We start from the raw sequence: 15,664 nt of genomic DNA, 5'->3' as shown, positions 1-15,664 counted from the left end.
CGCGCCGAGGTCAGGCGGGTGGGGCGAGCTCGCGCAGCACCTCGCTGAGCCGGTCGATGCGGGACTGGGCCTCGGTGCGCAGCCGCTCGGCGAGCGCGTCCCAGTCCTGGGAGGTCGGCGGCTGCCCCGGTGGCAGCGCCGCGAGCGCCCGGCCCACCTCGGCCAGGGTGAGGCCGACCCGCTGGCACGCCTCGATCATCGCCAGGCGGCACATCACGTCGCCGTGGTAGCGGCGCTGGTTGCCGGCCGTGCGGTCGCTGCTGATCAGGCCCTGCGCCTCGTAGAACCGGATCGCCGACGCGGAGACCCCGCTGCGCCGCGCGACCTGACCGATCGTCAGGCCGGGCTCGTGCCAGTCGAAGGACGTGTCCTGCTTCACGCCCCGAGTATGCCCACCGAGCATTGACCTCAACAATTGTTGAGGTTCTACGGTCGGCTCCATCGAGTTCACGAGAATTCCCTGGAGGAGACGATGATCCTGGTGACCGGTGCGACCGGCAACGTCGGGCGGCGCGTGGTCGAGCGGCTGGCTGCCGCGGGCCACGGCGTACGGGCCGTCACCCGCGACCCGGGCCGGGTGAGGCTGCCGGCCGGTGTGGAGGTGGTGGCCGCCGACCTGGCCGACCCGGAGACGCTGCGCCCGCACCTGGCCGACGTCGAGGCCGTGTTCCTGATCTGGCCGTTCGTCGATTCGGCACCGACGGCGCGGCTCGCTCCGCGCGTCGCCGCCGTGCTCGCGAGCGCCGGGTCACCCCGGGTCGTGTACGTGTCGGCCGCCACCGCCGAGGCCGACCCCGGCTCGTTCTGGGCCGTGGTGGAACGCGCCGTCGTCGCGGCCGGCCTGCCCTGGACGATGCTGCGCCCCACCGGAATCGCCACCAACACGCTGGGCTGGGCCGAGGCGATCCGCGCCGAGGGAGTGGTGCGCTGGCCGTACGGCGCGGCGGCCCGCTCGATGGTCCACGAGGACGACATCGCGGCGGTGGCGGTCGAGGCGCTGACCACCGACCGGCACGACCGGCGCACCTACGTGCTCACCGGACCGGAGGCGGTCACCCAGGCCGAGCAGGTGCGCATCATCGGCGCGGCGATCGGCCGCGACGTGCGATGGCAGGACGTGCCCGCCGAGGCGGTACGCCCGATGCTGGTCGCGGCGATGGGCAGCGCCGCGTTCGCGGACGCGGCGCTGACCGGCTGGGCCGCCATGGCGGAGACTCCGGAGCCGGTGACCGGCGACGTGGCGGCGGTGCTGGGCCGCCCCGCCCGGACGTTCGCCGACTGGGCCGCCGACCACGCGGCCGACTTCGCCTGACCGGCCCTGCGGCACGTCCGAAAATGCCTGGCGGTGGGTGCCGTCGCCGCTCATCGTGTTTCGGATGTACGCGCACACCTCCCGCACCCCCTCGGGCGTACCGGCGGCCCGGCTCGTCGCGGCGCTGGGCCGGCCCGAGGCCGTGCCCCCGCCGCTGCTGATGCTGCTCGGCATGGTCTCCACGCAGGTCGGCGCGGCGGTGGCCAAGCAGCTCTTCGTCGCCACCAGCGCCGGGGGTACGACCACCCTCCGGCTCGGCCTCGGCGCGCTGGTGCTGCTGGCGGTCACCCGCCCGACCCGCTGGCCGGGCTGGCGGGCGGCCGGCGTGGTTGTGGCGTTCGGGATGGCCATGGCCGTCATGAACCTCGCCTTCTACGCCGCGCTCCAGCGGGTGCCGCTCGGGGTGGCCGTCACCGTCGGCTTCGCCGGCCCGCTCGTCGTCTCGCTGCTGGGCAGCCGCCGGGTGGTCGACGTGCTCTGGGCGCTGCTGGCCGGCACCGGGGTGCTGCTCCTGGCCGGGCTCGGCGGCACCGGCGTCGACCCGCTCGGAGTGCTGCTCTGCGGACTCATCGCGGTCGGCTGGGCCGGTTACGTGCTGCTCGGCAAGGCGATGAGCGGCCATCTGCCGGGCACCCGGGGGCTCGCCCTGGGGATGGCGGTCGGCGCGGTCTGCGTACTCCCCTTCGGGATGGCGTCGGGTGGCGCCGAGCTGCTCGACCCGCGCATCGTGGCGCTCGGGCTGGGGGTGGCGCTGCTGTCGTCGGTGCTGCCGTACTCGGCGGAGCTGGCCGCGCTGCGCCGGATGCCGGCGCGGGTCTTCGCGGTGCTGCTCAGCCTGGAGCCGGCGGTGGCCGCGCTGGTCGGCGCGCTGCTCCTCGGTGAGCTGCTGGCCTGGCCGCAGCTGGCCGGCGTGGCGTGCGTGGTGGGCGCGGCCCTCGGCGCCACCCTGGCCCGCCGCCGGGCGGAATAGCGGGGAGCTGGCGCGGCGGGCGCCGTCGAGGGCATGCTGACCCGATGGGGGTACGCGTCGAGCACGCCGGACCGGTGACCACGGTGATCCTGGACCGGCCGGAGGCCCGCAACGCCGTCGACGGCCCGACCGCCCGGGCCCTGGCCGACGCCTTCCGCGCCTTCGAGGCGGACCCGGACGCGTCGGTCGCCGTGCTCTGGGGTGCGGGCGGCACGTTCTGCGCCGGCGCCGACCTGAAGGCCATCGGGACGCCGCGCGGCAACCGGGTCGAACCCGAGGGCGACGGCCCGATGGGCCCGACCCGGATGCGGCTGTCCAAGCCGGTGCTCGCCGCGATCTCCGGCTACGCGGTGGCCGGCGGCCTGGAGCTTGCGCTCTGGTGCGACCTGCGGATCGCCGAGTCGGACGCCACGCTCGGGGTGTTCTGCCGGCGCTGGGGCGTGCCGCTGATCGACGGCGGGACGGTGCGGCTGCCCCGGCTCATCGGCGAGAGCCGGGCCATGGACCTGATCCTCACCGGCCGTCCGGTGCCCGCCGACGAGGCGTACGCGATGGGCCTGGTGAACCGGCTGGTCGCGCCGGGTGCGGCCCGGGCGGAGGCCGAGCGGCTGGCCGCCGAGATCGCCGCGCACCCGCAGACCTGCCTGCGGAACGACCGGGCCGCGGTGCTGTCGGGCGCCGGCCTGCCCGAGCCGGAGGCGCTGGCCACCGAGCTCGCCTTCGGGATGGAGTCCCTGGTCACCGACGGGATGCACGGCGCGAACCGGTTCACCGCCGGTGCCGGCCGGCACGGCACGCCGGTGGACTGACGGCTACCTCAGGTTGCGCAGGGCGTCCTCGATGGCGCGGTGGAAGGTCGGGTACGCGTAGATCATGTGCCGGAGCTGGCTGACCGGAACGGCCGCGTGCACGGCCACGACCAGCGCGGACAGCACCTCACCGCCGGCCGGGCCGACCGAGGTGGCGCCGATCAGCACGCCCTGGTCGGCGTCGGCGACCAGCTTGATCAGGCCGGCGTTGCCGGCCTTGTGGATCCACCCGCGGGTGGACGAGGTGAGGTCGGTGCGGCCGACCTGGACGTTGATGCCGCGGGCGCGGGCCTGCTGCTCGGTGAGGCCGACCGCGCCGACCTCCGGATCGGTGAAGGTGACCCGGGGCAGCGCGCGGTAGTCGGCGACCGGCACGCTGCCCGGCGCGACGGTCGAGCCGCCCGTGGTCATCGCCCCGCCGACCGCGCTGACCACGCCGGCCGCGCCGCCCACCACGCTCGCCGTGCCACTGGCGTCCGGCCCGCCCTTCGTACGCCGCATGCGGTCGAGCACGTCGGCGACGACGATCCCCGCCTGGTACATGGCGATGTGGGTGAAGGCGCCCTCGCCGGTGAGGTCGCCGACCGCCCAGATCCCGTCGGCGGCGTGCATCCGCTCGTTCACCGGCAGGTAGCGCTGGGTGCAGTCGATGCCGACCGAATCCAGGCCCAGCTCCTCCAGGTGCGCCCGGCGGCCGGTCACCACCAGCAGTTTCTCGCCGCTGAACGCACGGTCGCCGGCGTGGACGGTGAAGCTCGTGCCGTCGTGGGCGACCCTCTCGGCCTTGACCCCGGTGTGGATCTCCACCCCGTCGGCGCGCAGCGCCCCGGCGACGATCTCGGAGGCCTCCGGCTCCTCGACGGCGAGCACCCGGTCGGCCGCCTCGACCACGGTCACCCGGACCCCGAACCGGGCGAAGACCTGGGCCAGCTCCAGCCCGATCGCGCCACCGCCCAGCACCAGCAGCGACTCCGGCAGCTCCTCGACCTCGATGGCCTGGTGGTTCGTCCAGTACGGGGTGTCGGCCAGGCCGTCGATCGGCGGCACCGAGGGGCGGGTGCCGGTGCCGAGGACGACGCCGTACCGGGCCTCGAACACCTGGTCGCCGACGCGGACCCGGTTCGGGCCGTCGAGCCGGCCGCTGCCCCGGACGAACCGGCCGCCCTTGCCGGTGAACCGGTCCACGGCCACCCGGTCGTCCCAGGTGTCGGTGGCCTCCTCGCGGATCCGCTTCGCCACCGGCGCCCAGTCGGGCCGCACCTCGGCGCTGCCGGCCAGCTCATTGACCCGGCGCGCCTCGGCGAGGGCGTTGGCCGCCCGGATCATCATCTTGCTCGGGATGCAGCCCCAGTAGGGGCACTCGCCGCCGACCAGGTCGCGCTCGATCCCGACCACGGTGAGGCCGGCCTCGGCGAGCCGCCCGGCCACCTCCTCGCCGCCGACGCCCAGCCCGACCACGACCACATCCACCAGTTCCGACTCCGCCACCCCGCCAGCATTCCGCACCGACGGGCCACCGGCCACCGCGTCGGGCCGGAATGGCCGCGCCGGTGATCATCACCACGGCCTACGGTGGCGGGATGCACGCACGCTTCGCCCCGGTCCGGGACTGCTTCCACGACCTGTTCGCCGCCGGCCGGGAGACCGGCGCGGCGCTGGCCGTCTGGTACGACGGCGCGCCGGTGCTCGACCTGGTCGGCGGCACCCGCGCCGCCGTCCCGCCCGGCGTGGCCGTACCGGCCGTCGGGGCCGAGGCGCCGTGGCGGCCGGACACCCTGGTGAACGTCTACTCGGTGGGCAAGCCGGTGGTCGCGCTCTGCCTCCTGCTCCTCGTCGACCGGGGCCGCGTCGACCTCGACGCGCCGGTGTCGGCGTACTGGCCGGGGTTCCGCGCACCGGCCACCGTCCGGCAGGTGCTCGCCCACACCGCCGGGCTGCCCGCGTTCCCGGTGCCCCGGCCCGCCGCGGCGATCACCGACTGGGGGCTGCTCTGCGCCGACCTGGCCGCCGCCGACCCGGAGTGGGCGCCGGGCAGCGTCGCGGGCGAGCACGCCTGGACGTACGGGCACCTGGTCGGTGAGCTGGTCCGCCGGGTGGACGGGCGGCCGGTGGGGCGGTTCCTGGCCGAGGAGATCGCCGGGCCGTGGCGCCTCGACCTGGCCTTCGGCCTGGACGCGGCGGACCAGCGGCGCTGCGCCGACGTGTCGTACGCCGACCCGGACTGGCCGGTGCGGATGCGGGGCGAGCCGGGGTCGCTGCGCGCCCGCGCGGTGGGCAACCCGGCCGGCGGCCTGGACGTGGCGGTGGTGAACGACCCGCTCTGGCGCGGCACCGAGTTCCCCGCGGTGAACCTGCACGCCACCGCGTCCGCCCTGGCCCGCCTCTACGCCGGCCTGCTCGCCGGCGGCACCCTCGACGGGGTACGCCGGTTCAGCCCGGAGCTGGTCGCCGAGGCGACCCGGGTGCAGTACGACGGGCCGGACCTGGTGCTGGACCGGCCGGCGTCCTGGACCTTGGGCATGCAGTGGGAGCCGGACGGCAGCTGGGGCATGGGCGGGATCGGGGGCAGCAGCGCCTGGGCCGACCCGGAGCGCGGCTACACCTTCGCGTACGCGACCGGGCGGCTGGCCGACCACGACCGGGTGGAGGATCTGGTCGAGGCGTTGCACTCCTGCCTCTGACGGGAAGCGGACTGACCGACACGCGTCATGGGCCTGTCACGCTGCGTGGGGCGCCGCTACGCTCCGGTCCTCGTGGAGAACGAAGCACCCGTGCCGGCCACCCGGCTGACGGAGCACTCCGGGGTGGCGGCCAACGTGGTCTCCGCCGTGGCCGGGCTGGTCGCCCTGGTGCAGGCCATCCGCTCCGATCCCCTGTGGATCGTGCTGGGCCTGGTCGCGCTGGCCGCGCTGGTGGCGTACCAGATCTGGCGGCGGCGCTGGCGGACGGCCGGGCTCGCCGCGGTGGCGCTGCTGGTACTCGGCGCCGCGGGCTGGGGGCTCCACCAGGACGGGCGGGAGGCCCCGCCGACCGCCGCCACCACCACACCGGCCGGCACGACGACGACGCTTCCCGCGCCGGCCACGAGCGCCGCCGCCACGCCGGCCGGCGCGACCGGCGCCCCGGACGGCGGCGGCACGGTCGCCGGCCGGACCGCGGTCGTGGTCTTCAGCGACGTGGTGCAGCTCGACCAGAAGACCGGGGTGGACGTGGACGAGGGCCGCGCCGTGCGGCGGCACACCCAGGACGCGACGGTCGACCTCTACCTGGACTGGGGCTACATCCTCTATTCCAGCGCCCGGCACAGCGCCATGTACGACGACACCTACGCCGGCCCGGAGGAGGGCGCCGAGACCCGCTGCGCGACCTACCGCGAGGCGCGCCGGACGAGCGCGCCGCACCACTACGTCGGCAGCGGCCAGCAGTTCTGCTTCACCACGTCGGACGGGCACCCCGGCTGGTTGCAGGTGGTCAACCAGGCGGGCGACGGCGGCGCCGTGATCAAACTGACCGTCTGGCGGGAGTGAGCCGGCACCGCAGCCACACCGGGTCGGCGGCGCGCGCCCGCTCGGGCAGCCGCCACGGCTCCGCTCACGCCACCAGGGCCGGCCGGAGCGCCGGGCCGGGGATCCGCACCGGGGCGCCGGCCGGGGTGACCAGCGCCTGCGCGGCCACCGCCATCCGCCGGCGCCGGGGTACGCGGGCCCGCCGGGCGAACACGTCGAAGTCCTGCGCGGCCACCTCGTCGAGGATGCCGCCGTAGAGCGCGTACGCGGTGCGCATGCAGGCCTGCGAGGCCGGGGCGAGCAGCGGGATGCCGGGCGCGGCGGCCTCGTAGTGGGCCTGGGCGCGGGTCACCTCGTACGCGATCAGCTCCCGCAGTCGCGGGGTGCTGCGGCCCGCGGCCCGGGCGGCGAGCAGGTCCGCCCGGGTGACGTCGAACGCGGCCAGGTCCTCGTCGGGCAGGTAGGTGCGCCCCCGGTCCAGGTCCTCGGCGACGTCCCGGATGAAGTTGGTGAGTTGGAAGGCGAAGCCGAGCTGGCGGGCCGGCTCCCGGGCGGCGGCCGGGTCGGAGCTGCCCAGGATCGGCAGCATCATGGTGCCGATGACCGCCGCCGACCCCTCCATGTAGTCGAGCACGTCGTCGTAGGTCGGGTACGACAGGACCGTGAGGTCCATCGTCATGCTGCGCAGGAACGACGCGAAGTCGTCGCGGTCCAGGTCGAAGACGGCGATGGTGTGCAGCACGGCGGGGAGCAGCGGGTCGTCGACCGGCTCGCCGTGCAGGCCGGCGACGAACCGGGCGGACCACTCCGCGAGCCGGGCCGCGCGCTCGGCCGGCGGAAGGTCCTCGGTGCGGTCGACGATCTCGTCGGCGTAGCGCGTGAAGCCGTACAAGGCGTGCACATGCCGCCGTTTCCAGGCGGGCAGCAGCCGGGTGGCGAGATAGTAGGTACGGCCGTGACGCCGGTGCAGCTCGCGGCAGCGTTCGTAGGCAGCGGTGAGATCCGTGTCCACCGGCCCTCCTCAGATTCGACGCAGCAATCGACGCAACTCGTAACCCTAGGGTACGCTCCCCCACATGGCCAACGACGCAGTTGCCGGCACTCCGCCCCGCTTCGTCGCGCCGGCACAGTCCGGCGCGACCGACGATCCGGTCCGCGGCGTCCTGGCCGCGTTCACACAGGACCTGGTGACGGCCGTCGACGAGACCCTCACGGCGTTCCTGTCCGCCGAGGTCGACGCGCTCGCCGACATCGACGTGGCGATGGGCGGGTTCGCTGCGACGGCCCGCGACTGCGTGCTGGCCGCCGGCAAGCGGGTCCGGCCGACCTTCGCGTACTGGGGCTGGCGCGGCGTGGTGGGCGGCGACGCGCCGCTGCCCTCGGTGCTGCCGGCGCTCGCCGCGCTCGAACTGCTGCACACCTTCGCGCTGGTGCACGACGACGTGATGGACGCCTCCGACACCCGACGCGGCCGGCCCACCGCGCACCGGGCCGCCGCCCTGCGGCATCGGGCCGCCGGGCACACCGGTGACCCGGAGCGCTACGGCGAGGCCGTCGCCGTGCTCATCGGCGACCTCTGCCTGGTCTGGGCCGACCGGCTCATGACACAGGCCGCCGTGCCGCCGGCCCAACTGCTCGACGTGCGCCGCTGCTACGACCAGATGCGGGTGGAAACCGTCGCCGGGCAGTTCCTCGACGTGCTCGGCGAGCACGACGCGGCGAACTGGTCGGTCGACCGGGCGCTGCGGGTGGCCCGCTACAAGACCGCCGGCTACACCGTCCAGCGACCGCTGCTCTTCGGCGCCGCCCTGGCCGGCACCGAGGCCGACCCCCGGCTGATCGCCGCCTACACCCGCTACGGGCTGGCCGTCGGGGAGGCGTTCCAACTCCGCGACGACCTGCTCGGGGTCTACGGCGATCCGGCCGCCACCGGCAAGCCGGCCGGGGACGACCTGCGGACCGGCAAGCCGACCGTGCTGCTGATGCTCGCCCGGCAGCTCGCCACACCGGCCCAGCGCCGCGCGCTGGAGCGGGCCGGCACGGTCACCGGGACGGGCGAGGTGGCCCGGCTGGCCGACCTGGTGCGCGACACCGGGGCGGTGGCCCGGGTGGAACGGATGATCGCCGACCGGGTGACCGAGGCGCAGGTGGTGCTCGACGGCGCGCCGATCGACGGCACCGCGCGGACCGCGTTGACCGGCCTCGCCACCGCCGCCACCACGCGGCGGGCATGATGGGCAACTTCACGAACAAGGGAGCCGGAATGCGCACCGTGAGCGGGCGTACCGACCGGGTGGTGGTCGTCGGCGCGGGGCTGGGCGGACTGGCCTGCGCGCTGCACCTGGCCGGCAGCGGCCGGCAGGTGACCGTGCTGGAACGGGAGCCGGTGCCCGGCGGGCGCGCCGGCCGGCTCGGCGTCGACGGGTACGAGTTCGACACCGGACCGACGGTGCTCACCATGCCCGACCTGATCGCCGAGGCGCTCGGCGCGGTCGGGGAGGAGCTGGGCGACTGGCTCGACCTGACCCCGCTCGACCCGGCCTACCGGGCGTACTACCCGGACGGGTCGACGCTGGACGTCATCACCGACACCACCCGGATGGCCGCCGAGATCGCCCGGGTCTGCGGGCCCCGGGAGGCGGACGGCTACCTGCGCTTCGTCGACTACGCGCGCGACCTGTGGCGCTGGGAGCGGGCGGACTTCATCGAGCGCAACCTGGACGCGCCGACCGACCTGCTCACCGGCAACCTGCTCAGGCTGCTGGCGAACGGCGCCTTCCGGCGGCTCCAGACGAAGATCAGCCAGTTCTTCCGCGACCCGCGTACCCAGCGGATCTTCTCCTTCCAGGCCATGTACGCGGGCCTCGCGCCGCACGACGCGCTGGCCATCTACGCGGTCATCGCGTACCTCGACTCGGTGGCCGGGGTGTGCTTCCCGCGCGGCGGCATCCACGCGGTCTCCCGGGGGATGGCCGGCGCGGCGGAGAAGCACGGCGTCCAGATCCGCTACGGCACCACGGTGACCCGGGTCGAGACGGCGCACGGCCGGGCCACCGGCGTGGTCACCGCCGACGGCGAGTTCGTCCCCGCGGACGTCGTGGTGCTCAACCCGGACCTGCCGGTCGCCTACCGGGACCTGCTGCCCGCCGGCCGGCAGCGCAAGCTCACCTACTCGCCCTCCTGCGTGGTGCTGCACGTCGGTTCGACGCAGGGCTACCGCCGGATCGCCCACCACAACATCCACTTCGGGCGGTCCTGGAAGGGCACGTTCGACGAGGTGATCCGGCGCGGCGAGCTGATGACCGACCCGTCGCTGCTGGTGACCAACCCGAGCCGGACCGACCCGTCGGTGGCCCCGGCCGGCAGACACACCTACTACGTGCTCGCGCCGGTGCCGAACCTCCACCGGGCACCCTTCCACTGGCCGGGCGACCTGACCCGCCGGTACGCCGACCAGCTCGTGACGACGCTGGAGGAGCGGGGCTACGTCGGCTTCGGCGACGGCATCGAGGTGCTGCGGGCGGTGACCCCGGCCGACTGGGCGGCGCAGGGCATGGCCGCCGGCACCCCGTTCGCCGCCGCGCACAGCCTCTTCCAGACCGGCCCCTTCCGCCCGCGGAACCTGCACCGGACGCTCGGCAACGTGGTCTTCGTCGGCTCCGGCACCCAGCCCGGTGTGGGCGTGCCGATGGTCCTCATCAGCGGCAAGCTCGCCGCCTCGCGGATCACCGGGAGGACGTCGTGACGGCCCGGGAGAAGCACCTCGTCGAGCTGGTCGACGACGGCGGGCGGGTGCTCGGCGAGACCACCGTGGCCGCCGCCCACCAGCCACCCGGCCGGCTGCACCGGGCCTTCTCGGTGCTGCTTGTCGACCCGCGGGGGCGGATCCTGCTGCAACAGCGGGCCGCCGTGAAGACCCGGTTCCCGCTGCGCTGGGCCAACGCCTGCTGCGGCCACCCCCTGCCCGGCGAGTCGCTGGTCGAGGCCGCCAACCGCCGGCTCGCCGAGGAACTCGGCGTCGACCCGGTCGACCTCACCGAGGTCGGGATCTACGTCTACTACGCCGAGGACCCGGCCACCGGTCGGGTCGAGTTCGAGTACGACCACGTGCTGCGCGCCGACGTACCGGCCGACCTGCCCATCCGGCCCGACCCGGACGAGGTGGCCACCCTGCGCTGGGTCGACCCCCGCGAGCTGGAGGCGGAGCTGGACGTCGACCCCCGCGCGTACGCACCCTGGCTCGGCGGGGTGGTGAACCGGCTGCTGCGGCCGGCCCGTCCCGTCGCCGGCGTGGCCCGGACCGGCGCGCCGGCCGACGAGGCACCGGAGCGGTCGGGTGGCGGATGAGGCGCTGAGCGCGGGAGCCGTCGCGCGCCGCCTGGGGGTCGCCGTCACCACGCTGCGCACGTGGCACCAGCGCTACGGCCTCGGCCCCAGCGAGCACGTGCCGGGACACCACCGGCGCTACACGCCGGCGGATCTCGCGCGCCTGGACATCATGCGCCGGCTCACCGCGGAGGGGATCGCCCCCGCCGAGGCCGCCCGCTGGGCCCGGCAGGCACCGGCCGTCCTCCCCGCCGGACAGCCCGGGCCGAACCGGCGGGTCACGGCGGTCCGGGACGGCGGCGGGACGACCATCCCGGTCGGCCGCGCCGGACCGGCGGCCCGCGGCGTGGCCCGCGCCGCCATGCGGCTGGACTCGGTGGCGATCGGCCAGGCCATCGCGCAGGCCCTCGCCACCGACGGCGTGGTCCCCACCTGGGACGGGCTGCTGCGGCCGGTGCTCGCCGGCATCGGCGAACGGCACGCCGCCACCGGCGGGCTGGTCGAGGTCGAGCACCTGGTGTCCCGCTGCGTCTCCGAGGCGTTCGCCACCGTGGCCCGGGCACACCCGGCCACCGGGCCGGCCCGGATCCTGCTCGCCTGCGCCGACGAGGAACAACACACGCTGCCGCTGGAGGCGCTGGGGGCCGCCCTGGCCGAGGTCGGGGTGGGCTACCGGATGCTGGGCGCCCGGGTGCCGGTGCCCGCCCTGGTCGAGGCGGTCAACCGCACCGGCCCGGCGGCCGTGGTGCTCTGGTCGCACACCCGCGCCACGGCCGGTCCGGACCAGCTCACCGCGGTGCTCGCCGCCCCGCGCCGCCCGCTGCTGGTGCTCGCCGCCGGGCCGGGCTGGCGGGCCGACACGCTCCCCGCCGGGGTTGTCCGCCCGGTGAACCTGGCCGAGGCGGTGTCCCTGGCGGTGGCCGTGCGGGATTCCCTGGACCAGTCGACGACGGGCTGAGGGGCCGGCCCTCCCGATTCGGCGCGACGTCCACTACGGTCGGAAAGTCCGCCCGACCCCACCCCTCTCGGAGCGACGATGCGTCCACGCGCCGTGCTGGCGTTCGCCCTCGGCCTGGTCCTCCTCGTGACCGGCTGCGGCGAGCCCGGCAAGACCCCGTCCCAGGCCGCCGCCTCACCGGCCGCCCCGACCACCCCGACGCCGTCGCCCACGCCGAGCCCACGGCCCAGCCCGAGCCGCACCACCCCGCCCAAGCCGAAACTGCGGCCGGTGCCGAAGACCCTGCCCGCCGGGCTGCACCGCTCCAGCGGCAGCCGGGGTGTCGCCCTCACCTTCGACGACGGGCCGGACCCCCGGTACACGCCGCAGATCCTCGACCAGCTCCGGGCGGCCCACGTCACGGCGACCTTCTGCCTGGTAGGCAAGCAGGCCAAGCGCTACCCGCAACTGGTGGCCCGGATCGCCCGCGAGGGGCACCAGATCTGCAACCACAGCTGGCGGCACGACATCAACCTCGGCCGCCGGCCGCTCGCCGAGATCCGGGCCGACCTGGTCCGCACCAACCAGGCCATCCGGGCGGCCGCGCCGCGCGCCCCGATCACCTGGTTCCGACAGCCCGGCGGCCGCTGGACGGCGGAGGAGCTGACGGTGGCCCGCCAGCTCGGGCTGCGCCCGCTGCACTGGAGCGTCGACCCGCAGGACTGGGACCACCCGCCGGCGAAGACGATCGTCAAGCGGGTGACGGCCGCGACCCACCACGGCTCGATCGTCCTGATGCACGACGCGGGCGGCGACCGGACCCAGACGATGGCCGCCTGCCGGCACCTGATTCCGGACCTCAAGCGGCGGTACGGAATCGCCCGGCTGCGGTGACATCGCCTCTGACCTGCGGTTTCGCCCGGCTCTGTGCCCGTGGCCATACCGGTTTGGCCGGCCGAGGAGGCATGGCATATGCTTCTCATGCCTCCGGCGGGGCCGGATGGGAGCAAGTCCGCTTGAAGTTGCGAGTGTGCAATGATGGCGGGGCCGCCCTCATCGTCTAGCGGCCCAGGACGCCGCCCTTTCAAGGCGGTAGCACGGGTTCGAATCCCGTTGGGGGCACGGTCCGGCTCAGGCCGGATGCAACACCAGCTAGGTCCTGTGGAGCAGTTGGAGTGCTCGCCGCCCTGTCAAGGCGGAGGTCGCGGGTTCAAGTCCCGTCAGGACCGCAAGCGCTGACGCCGCGCCTCTCATGCGCGGCGTTCTGCGTATCGGCCTGTGCGGTAGCATGAGCCGACAGCACGGCCAGGTAGCTCAGTTGGTACGAGCGTCCGACTGAAAATCGGAAGGTCGGCGGTTCGACCCCGCCCCTGGCCACATAGCCTTTCGCCGGGCTACAGAGATCCCCACCAGCGGAAACGCCGGTGGGGATCTTGCTGTTGGCACCCGCTCCGGCAGGTGTCGAGAAGCCTGGTCAGGGGCGTGGGTCCGGGTCGGGCCGGGGTTGGTCCCGATGGTGTCTCGGGCGCAGCCGGGCCAAGACTGAGCCGCATGACGAGAGAGAAGCGGGACATCTTCGCGCCCTGGCGGTTCACCTACGGTGCCGAGAGCCGGCGACGGCTCGCCTCGTCGGTGGTCGCCGTGCCCCGGGCGCTGGGCGCACTGGGCGGGGCGGTGCGGCGGCCGGGCCGGCTGCGGGGACTGGGCGCCGCCCTGCTCGCCCTGCCGGTCGCGGTCGCCTCCACCGCGCTGACCGCGGTGCTCGCCTACCTGGTGGTGATCAACGTGCTGGCGTACCCGTTCCGCCCCTGGCTCGGACTCGGCGAGCAGACCGGCACCGCCTGGTACGCCCACGCCTGGGGCGGGCCGACGCTCGCCGGCGCATGGGCGACCCACGCGGCCCTGATCATGTTGCTGGTCGCACCGCCGGCGGTCTGGGCCGTCCGAGGGCTCACCGCCCTCCAAGCGCGGCTGACCGGCCAGCGCCCGACCGTCGCGCCGTCCCCCGAGGTCGGCATCCGACCCGCCGTCGCCGAGCCGGCGGCCGTCCGGCAGCCGCAGCCCGTTGCGGTGGTCACCCGGCCGGCACCGCCGCTGCCCGTCGCGGTGGTCACCCGGCCCGTGCGGCGGGGCGCCACGGCGAAGCGCGGCGGGCGCGGGCGTCGCGTCGGGGCCACGCTCGCGGCCCTGGGGCTGCTGGTGGCCAGCTCGCTCATCGCGCACGCCAACGGGATCGGCGACAACCTGATCTGGACGCCGCGCGACCTGACCAGCGGTGTCGCCCTCGCCGTGACGCTCACGCCGGTCGCGGCGTTGCTGCTGCTCCGGCGTACGGCCTGGTGGCGGTCCCCGGCCCCGCTTCGCTGAGCCTGAGGAACTACCGCTTCGGTCGGTGCTGGCTCATGCCGTTCTGGATGGCCTCCCAGACGCTCCGGCCGGCCTGCAACAGCGTCTCCCCGGCCTGGCCGGCGAGCTGGGCCGGTCCGGGCGGCTCCTTCTTTGCTTCCTCCGGCTTGCCGCCGGCGGGCGGCTTCCCCTGCGCACCGGCCTTCCCCTGCTCGCTGGTCGCGCCCCGGTCCGCGGTCTTCCCCTGCTCGCCGGTGGCGCCCCGGTCCGCGGTCTTCCCTGGCTCGGCGGCCTTTCCGGCGGCGGCTGGCCCTCCGGGTCCGGTGGGTGCCTGACCGGTCGGCGGCCGGCCAGCACCCGCACCGGACGGGCCGCCGGGCTGCCCACTCTCCCGGCCGGGCTGCCCGCCTGCGCCGCTCGGGCCGCCCCCGCCGCCGGCCTGCCCGCCTGCACCGGCCAGGCCGCCTGCACCGGTCTGGCCGCCCCCGCCGCCGGGCTGCCCGCCTGCACCGGTCTGGCCGCCCCCGGCGCCGGGTTGCCCGACGGCGCTGGTCTGGCCGCCTCCGACGCCCGGCTGCCACCCCTCGCGGGACGTGCCGCCGCCCTGGCGGCTCGCCGGGCCGCCCTCGCGGGTGGCACCGCCGCCCCCGCGGGTGGACGGCTGCTCGCCACCACCGCCGGCGGGCGGAGCGCCAGTCCCGCCGTTCTGACCGCCCGCCGGCGGCTTCGGCCGCCCCTGGCCCGGGGATGGTGCCGGCTGCTCCCGGGCGCCGATCGGCGGCTCGGGGGCACGGGCCCCGCCGGGCGCCGCCGGGGACGGCGGTGCGGGCCGGCCGACGCCCTCCCGCAGTGGCCGGTCGGCCACCGCACCGACCGTCCCGATCCGCTGCCCGCTCTCGTCGCGGACGGGTGCGCCCGCGAGCTGCCGGGCCACCCGGTTGACCTCGTCGACGTCGGTCACGGCCGCGCGGGCCAGCGCCTCGATGAGGTGCGGGTTCCGGTCGATGCTGGTGAGTGCGCGGTCCAGGATCTGCACGAGCTTCTCCAGGCGCACCTTGAGCAGCACCTCGGCGCTGACGCCGGTGACGTCCAGTTCCACGTCGTCCAGGTGCACCCGGACCCCGGCGTCGAGCTGCAGCAGGTTGGCCAGCCGGGCGCGCAGGGACAGGTCGGCGTCGAGCCCCCGGACGGAGAGCCGGATCTGGTCGACCGTCACCTCCGGGATGTCGAGCAGGACGTCCGGCTCGGACTGCCCGCCGTCCTGGCGGGCGGGCCGCCCGCCCGTCTGGTCCGGCTCCCGCTCGGTCGCTCCGTTCTCGCTCATGCTCCCCGCTCCCCGCTGGCCCGTCGGCCGGGCCGAATCAGCGGCGGTTACCCGGTTTCCGGCGGGGCATCCCTGGTGGTCCCGTACGCCCGTGAACAGCGGCGCTGAGGGCGGCCCGGCGCTGTCGGGAAAGG

15 protein-coding genes and 3 tRNA genes are annotated in these 15,664 nt (G+C 75.6%); 14 read left to right on the top strand and 4 right to left on the bottom strand.

Translation table 11 applies throughout. The features are described from left to right. Positions 1-10: 10 nt before the first annotated feature. Entirely contained in the window at positions 11-379 is a 369-nt protein-coding gene (gene soxR / locus ACZ6PY_RS01180) for a redox-sensitive transcriptional activator SoxR (protein WP_466068144.1), read from the bottom strand. Between the two features lie 93 nt (positions 380-472). Here soxR and ACZ6PY_RS01175 point away from each other — a divergent pair, with 93 nt between their 5' ends. The 3 genes from ACZ6PY_RS01175 (at position 473) to ACZ6PY_RS01165 (ending at position 3,091) form a co-directional block, all read left to right on the top strand. Further along, positions 473-1,312 carry an SDR family oxidoreductase gene (locus tag ACZ6PY_RS01175; protein ID WP_466068142.1) on the top strand — a complete coding sequence of 280 codons (840 nt, stop codon included), beginning with the start codon at positions 473-475 and terminating at the stop codon, positions 1,310-1,312. 64 nt (positions 1,313-1,376) lie between these two features. Next, positions 1,377-2,282, top strand: coding sequence for an EamA family transporter (locus tag ACZ6PY_RS01170; RefSeq protein ID WP_466068140.1), 906 nt, complete (start codon positions 1,377-1,379; stop codon positions 2,280-2,282). Positions 2,283-2,326: 44 nt separating this feature from the next. Beyond that, a complete protein-coding gene (locus ACZ6PY_RS01165) occupies positions 2,327-3,091 on the top strand; it encodes a crotonase/enoyl-CoA hydratase family protein (RefSeq protein WP_466068138.1) in 765 nt (254 codons plus the stop codon). Positions 3,092-3,094: 3 nt separating this feature from the next. Here ACZ6PY_RS01165 and ACZ6PY_RS01160 read toward each other — a convergent pair whose 3' ends face one another. Continuing rightward, entirely contained in the window at positions 3,095-4,579 is a 1,485-nt protein-coding gene (locus ACZ6PY_RS01160) for a dihydrolipoyl dehydrogenase family protein (RefSeq protein WP_466068136.1), read from the bottom strand. A gap of 92 nt (positions 4,580-4,671) precedes the next feature. On the opposite strand from ACZ6PY_RS01160, the gene ACZ6PY_RS01155 reads away from it, so the two are divergent. Beyond that, positions 4,672-5,772, top strand: coding sequence for a serine hydrolase domain-containing protein (locus tag ACZ6PY_RS01155; protein WP_466068135.1), 1,101 nt, complete (start codon positions 4,672-4,674; stop codon positions 5,770-5,772). A 72-nt stretch (positions 5,773-5,844) separates the two neighbouring features. Further along, a complete protein-coding gene (locus tag ACZ6PY_RS01150; RefSeq protein WP_466068133.1) occupies positions 5,845-6,618 on the top strand; it encodes a hypothetical protein in 774 nt (257 codons plus the stop codon). Positions 6,619-6,682: 64 nt separating this feature from the next. Here ACZ6PY_RS01150 and ACZ6PY_RS01145 read toward each other — a convergent pair whose 3' ends face one another. Beyond that, a complete protein-coding gene (locus ACZ6PY_RS01145) occupies positions 6,683-7,609 on the bottom strand; it encodes a phytoene/squalene synthase family protein (RefSeq protein WP_466068131.1) in 927 nt (308 codons plus the stop codon). A gap of 64 nt (positions 7,610-7,673) precedes the next feature. Between ACZ6PY_RS01145 and ACZ6PY_RS01140 the strand changes: the two genes are divergently transcribed. The 9 genes from ACZ6PY_RS01140 to ACZ6PY_RS01100 all read left to right on the top strand — a co-directional run bounded on the left by ACZ6PY_RS01140 (position 7,674) and on the right by ACZ6PY_RS01100 (position 14,227). After that, positions 7,674-8,831, top strand: coding sequence for a polyprenyl synthetase family protein (locus tag ACZ6PY_RS01140; protein ID WP_466068130.1), 1,158 nt, complete (start codon positions 7,674-7,676; stop codon positions 8,829-8,831). A 29-nt stretch (positions 8,832-8,860) separates the two neighbouring features. Further along, entirely contained in the window at positions 8,861-10,342 is a 1,482-nt protein-coding gene (crtI, locus tag ACZ6PY_RS01135; protein WP_466068128.1) for a phytoene desaturase family protein, read from the top strand. Then, positions 10,339-10,944, top strand: a complete 606-nt coding sequence (gene idi, locus ACZ6PY_RS01130; protein WP_466068127.1) for an isopentenyl-diphosphate Delta-isomerase — start codon at positions 10,339-10,341, stop codon at positions 10,942-10,944. The genes crtI and idi overlap by 4 nt, the downstream gene beginning before the upstream one ends. Continuing rightward, positions 10,934-11,881 (top strand): MerR family transcriptional regulator, encoded by a 948-nt coding sequence (locus ACZ6PY_RS01125; RefSeq protein WP_466068125.1) that lies wholly within the window; start codon positions 10,934-10,936, stop codon positions 11,879-11,881. Before idi ends, ACZ6PY_RS01125 begins: the two co-directional genes overlap by 11 nt. Before the next feature lie 78 nt (positions 11,882-11,959). Continuing rightward, a complete protein-coding gene (locus ACZ6PY_RS01120) occupies positions 11,960-12,754 on the top strand; it encodes a polysaccharide deacetylase family protein (protein WP_466068123.1) in 795 nt (264 codons plus the stop codon). 155 nt (positions 12,755-12,909) lie between these two features. Beyond that, positions 12,910-12,982 (top strand) — tRNA-Glu (locus ACZ6PY_RS01115). Positions 12,983-13,015: 33 nt separating this feature from the next. Continuing rightward, a tRNA-Asp gene (locus ACZ6PY_RS01110) sits at positions 13,016-13,089 on the top strand. Between the two features lie 74 nt (positions 13,090-13,163). Beyond that, positions 13,164-13,237 (top strand) — tRNA-Phe (locus ACZ6PY_RS01105). A 174-nt stretch (positions 13,238-13,411) separates the two neighbouring features. Beyond that, on the top strand, positions 13,412-14,227 hold the full coding sequence (locus ACZ6PY_RS01100; RefSeq protein WP_466068122.1) for a hypothetical protein: 816 nt from the start codon (positions 13,412-13,414) through the stop codon (positions 14,225-14,227). Between the two features lie 10 nt (positions 14,228-14,237). Here ACZ6PY_RS01100 and ACZ6PY_RS01095 read toward each other — a convergent pair whose 3' ends face one another. Continuing rightward, entirely contained in the window at positions 14,238-15,530 is a 1,293-nt protein-coding gene (locus ACZ6PY_RS01095) for a hypothetical protein (protein ID WP_466068121.1), read from the bottom strand. Between the last annotated feature and the right edge of the window lie 134 nt (positions 15,531-15,664).

This window comes from Micromonospora sp. NPDC048907 (genome assembly GCF_055586885.1).
The sequence above is the reverse complement of the archived record's forward strand: the minus strand, read 5'-3'. Positions and strand labels throughout refer to the sequence as shown.

Bases quoted from the DNA above. Each gene is read 5' to 3' on its own strand.
- ACZ6PY_RS01175 (WP_466068142.1), top strand. From the start codon at position 473: ATGATCCTGGTGACCGGTGCGACCGGCAACGTCGGGCGGCGCGTGGTC.
- ACZ6PY_RS01170 (WP_466068140.1), top strand. From the start codon at position 1,377: ATGTACGCGCACACCTCCCGCACCCCCTCGGGCGTACCGGCGGCCCGG.
- ACZ6PY_RS01165 (WP_466068138.1), top strand. From the start codon at position 2,327: ATGGGGGTACGCGTCGAGCACGCCGGACCGGTGACCACGGTGATCCTG.
- ACZ6PY_RS01155 (WP_466068135.1), top strand. From the start codon at position 4,672: ATGCACGCACGCTTCGCCCCGGTCCGGGACTGCTTCCACGACCTGTTC.
- ACZ6PY_RS01140 (WP_466068130.1), top strand. From the start codon at position 7,674: ATGGCCAACGACGCAGTTGCCGGCACTCCGCCCCGCTTCGTCGCGCCG.
- crtI (WP_466068128.1), top strand. From the start codon at position 8,861: ATGCGCACCGTGAGCGGGCGTACCGACCGGGTGGTGGTCGTCGGCGCG.
- ACZ6PY_RS01120 (WP_466068123.1), top strand. From the start codon at position 11,960: ATGCGTCCACGCGCCGTGCTGGCGTTCGCCCTCGGCCTGGTCCTCCTC.
- ACZ6PY_RS01100 (WP_466068122.1), top strand. From the start codon at position 13,412: ATGACGAGAGAGAAGCGGGACATCTTCGCGCCCTGGCGGTTCACCTAC.
- ACZ6PY_RS01095 (WP_466068121.1), bottom strand. From the start codon at position 15,530: ATGAGCGAGAACGGAGCGACCGAGCGGGAGCCGGACCAGACGGGCGGG.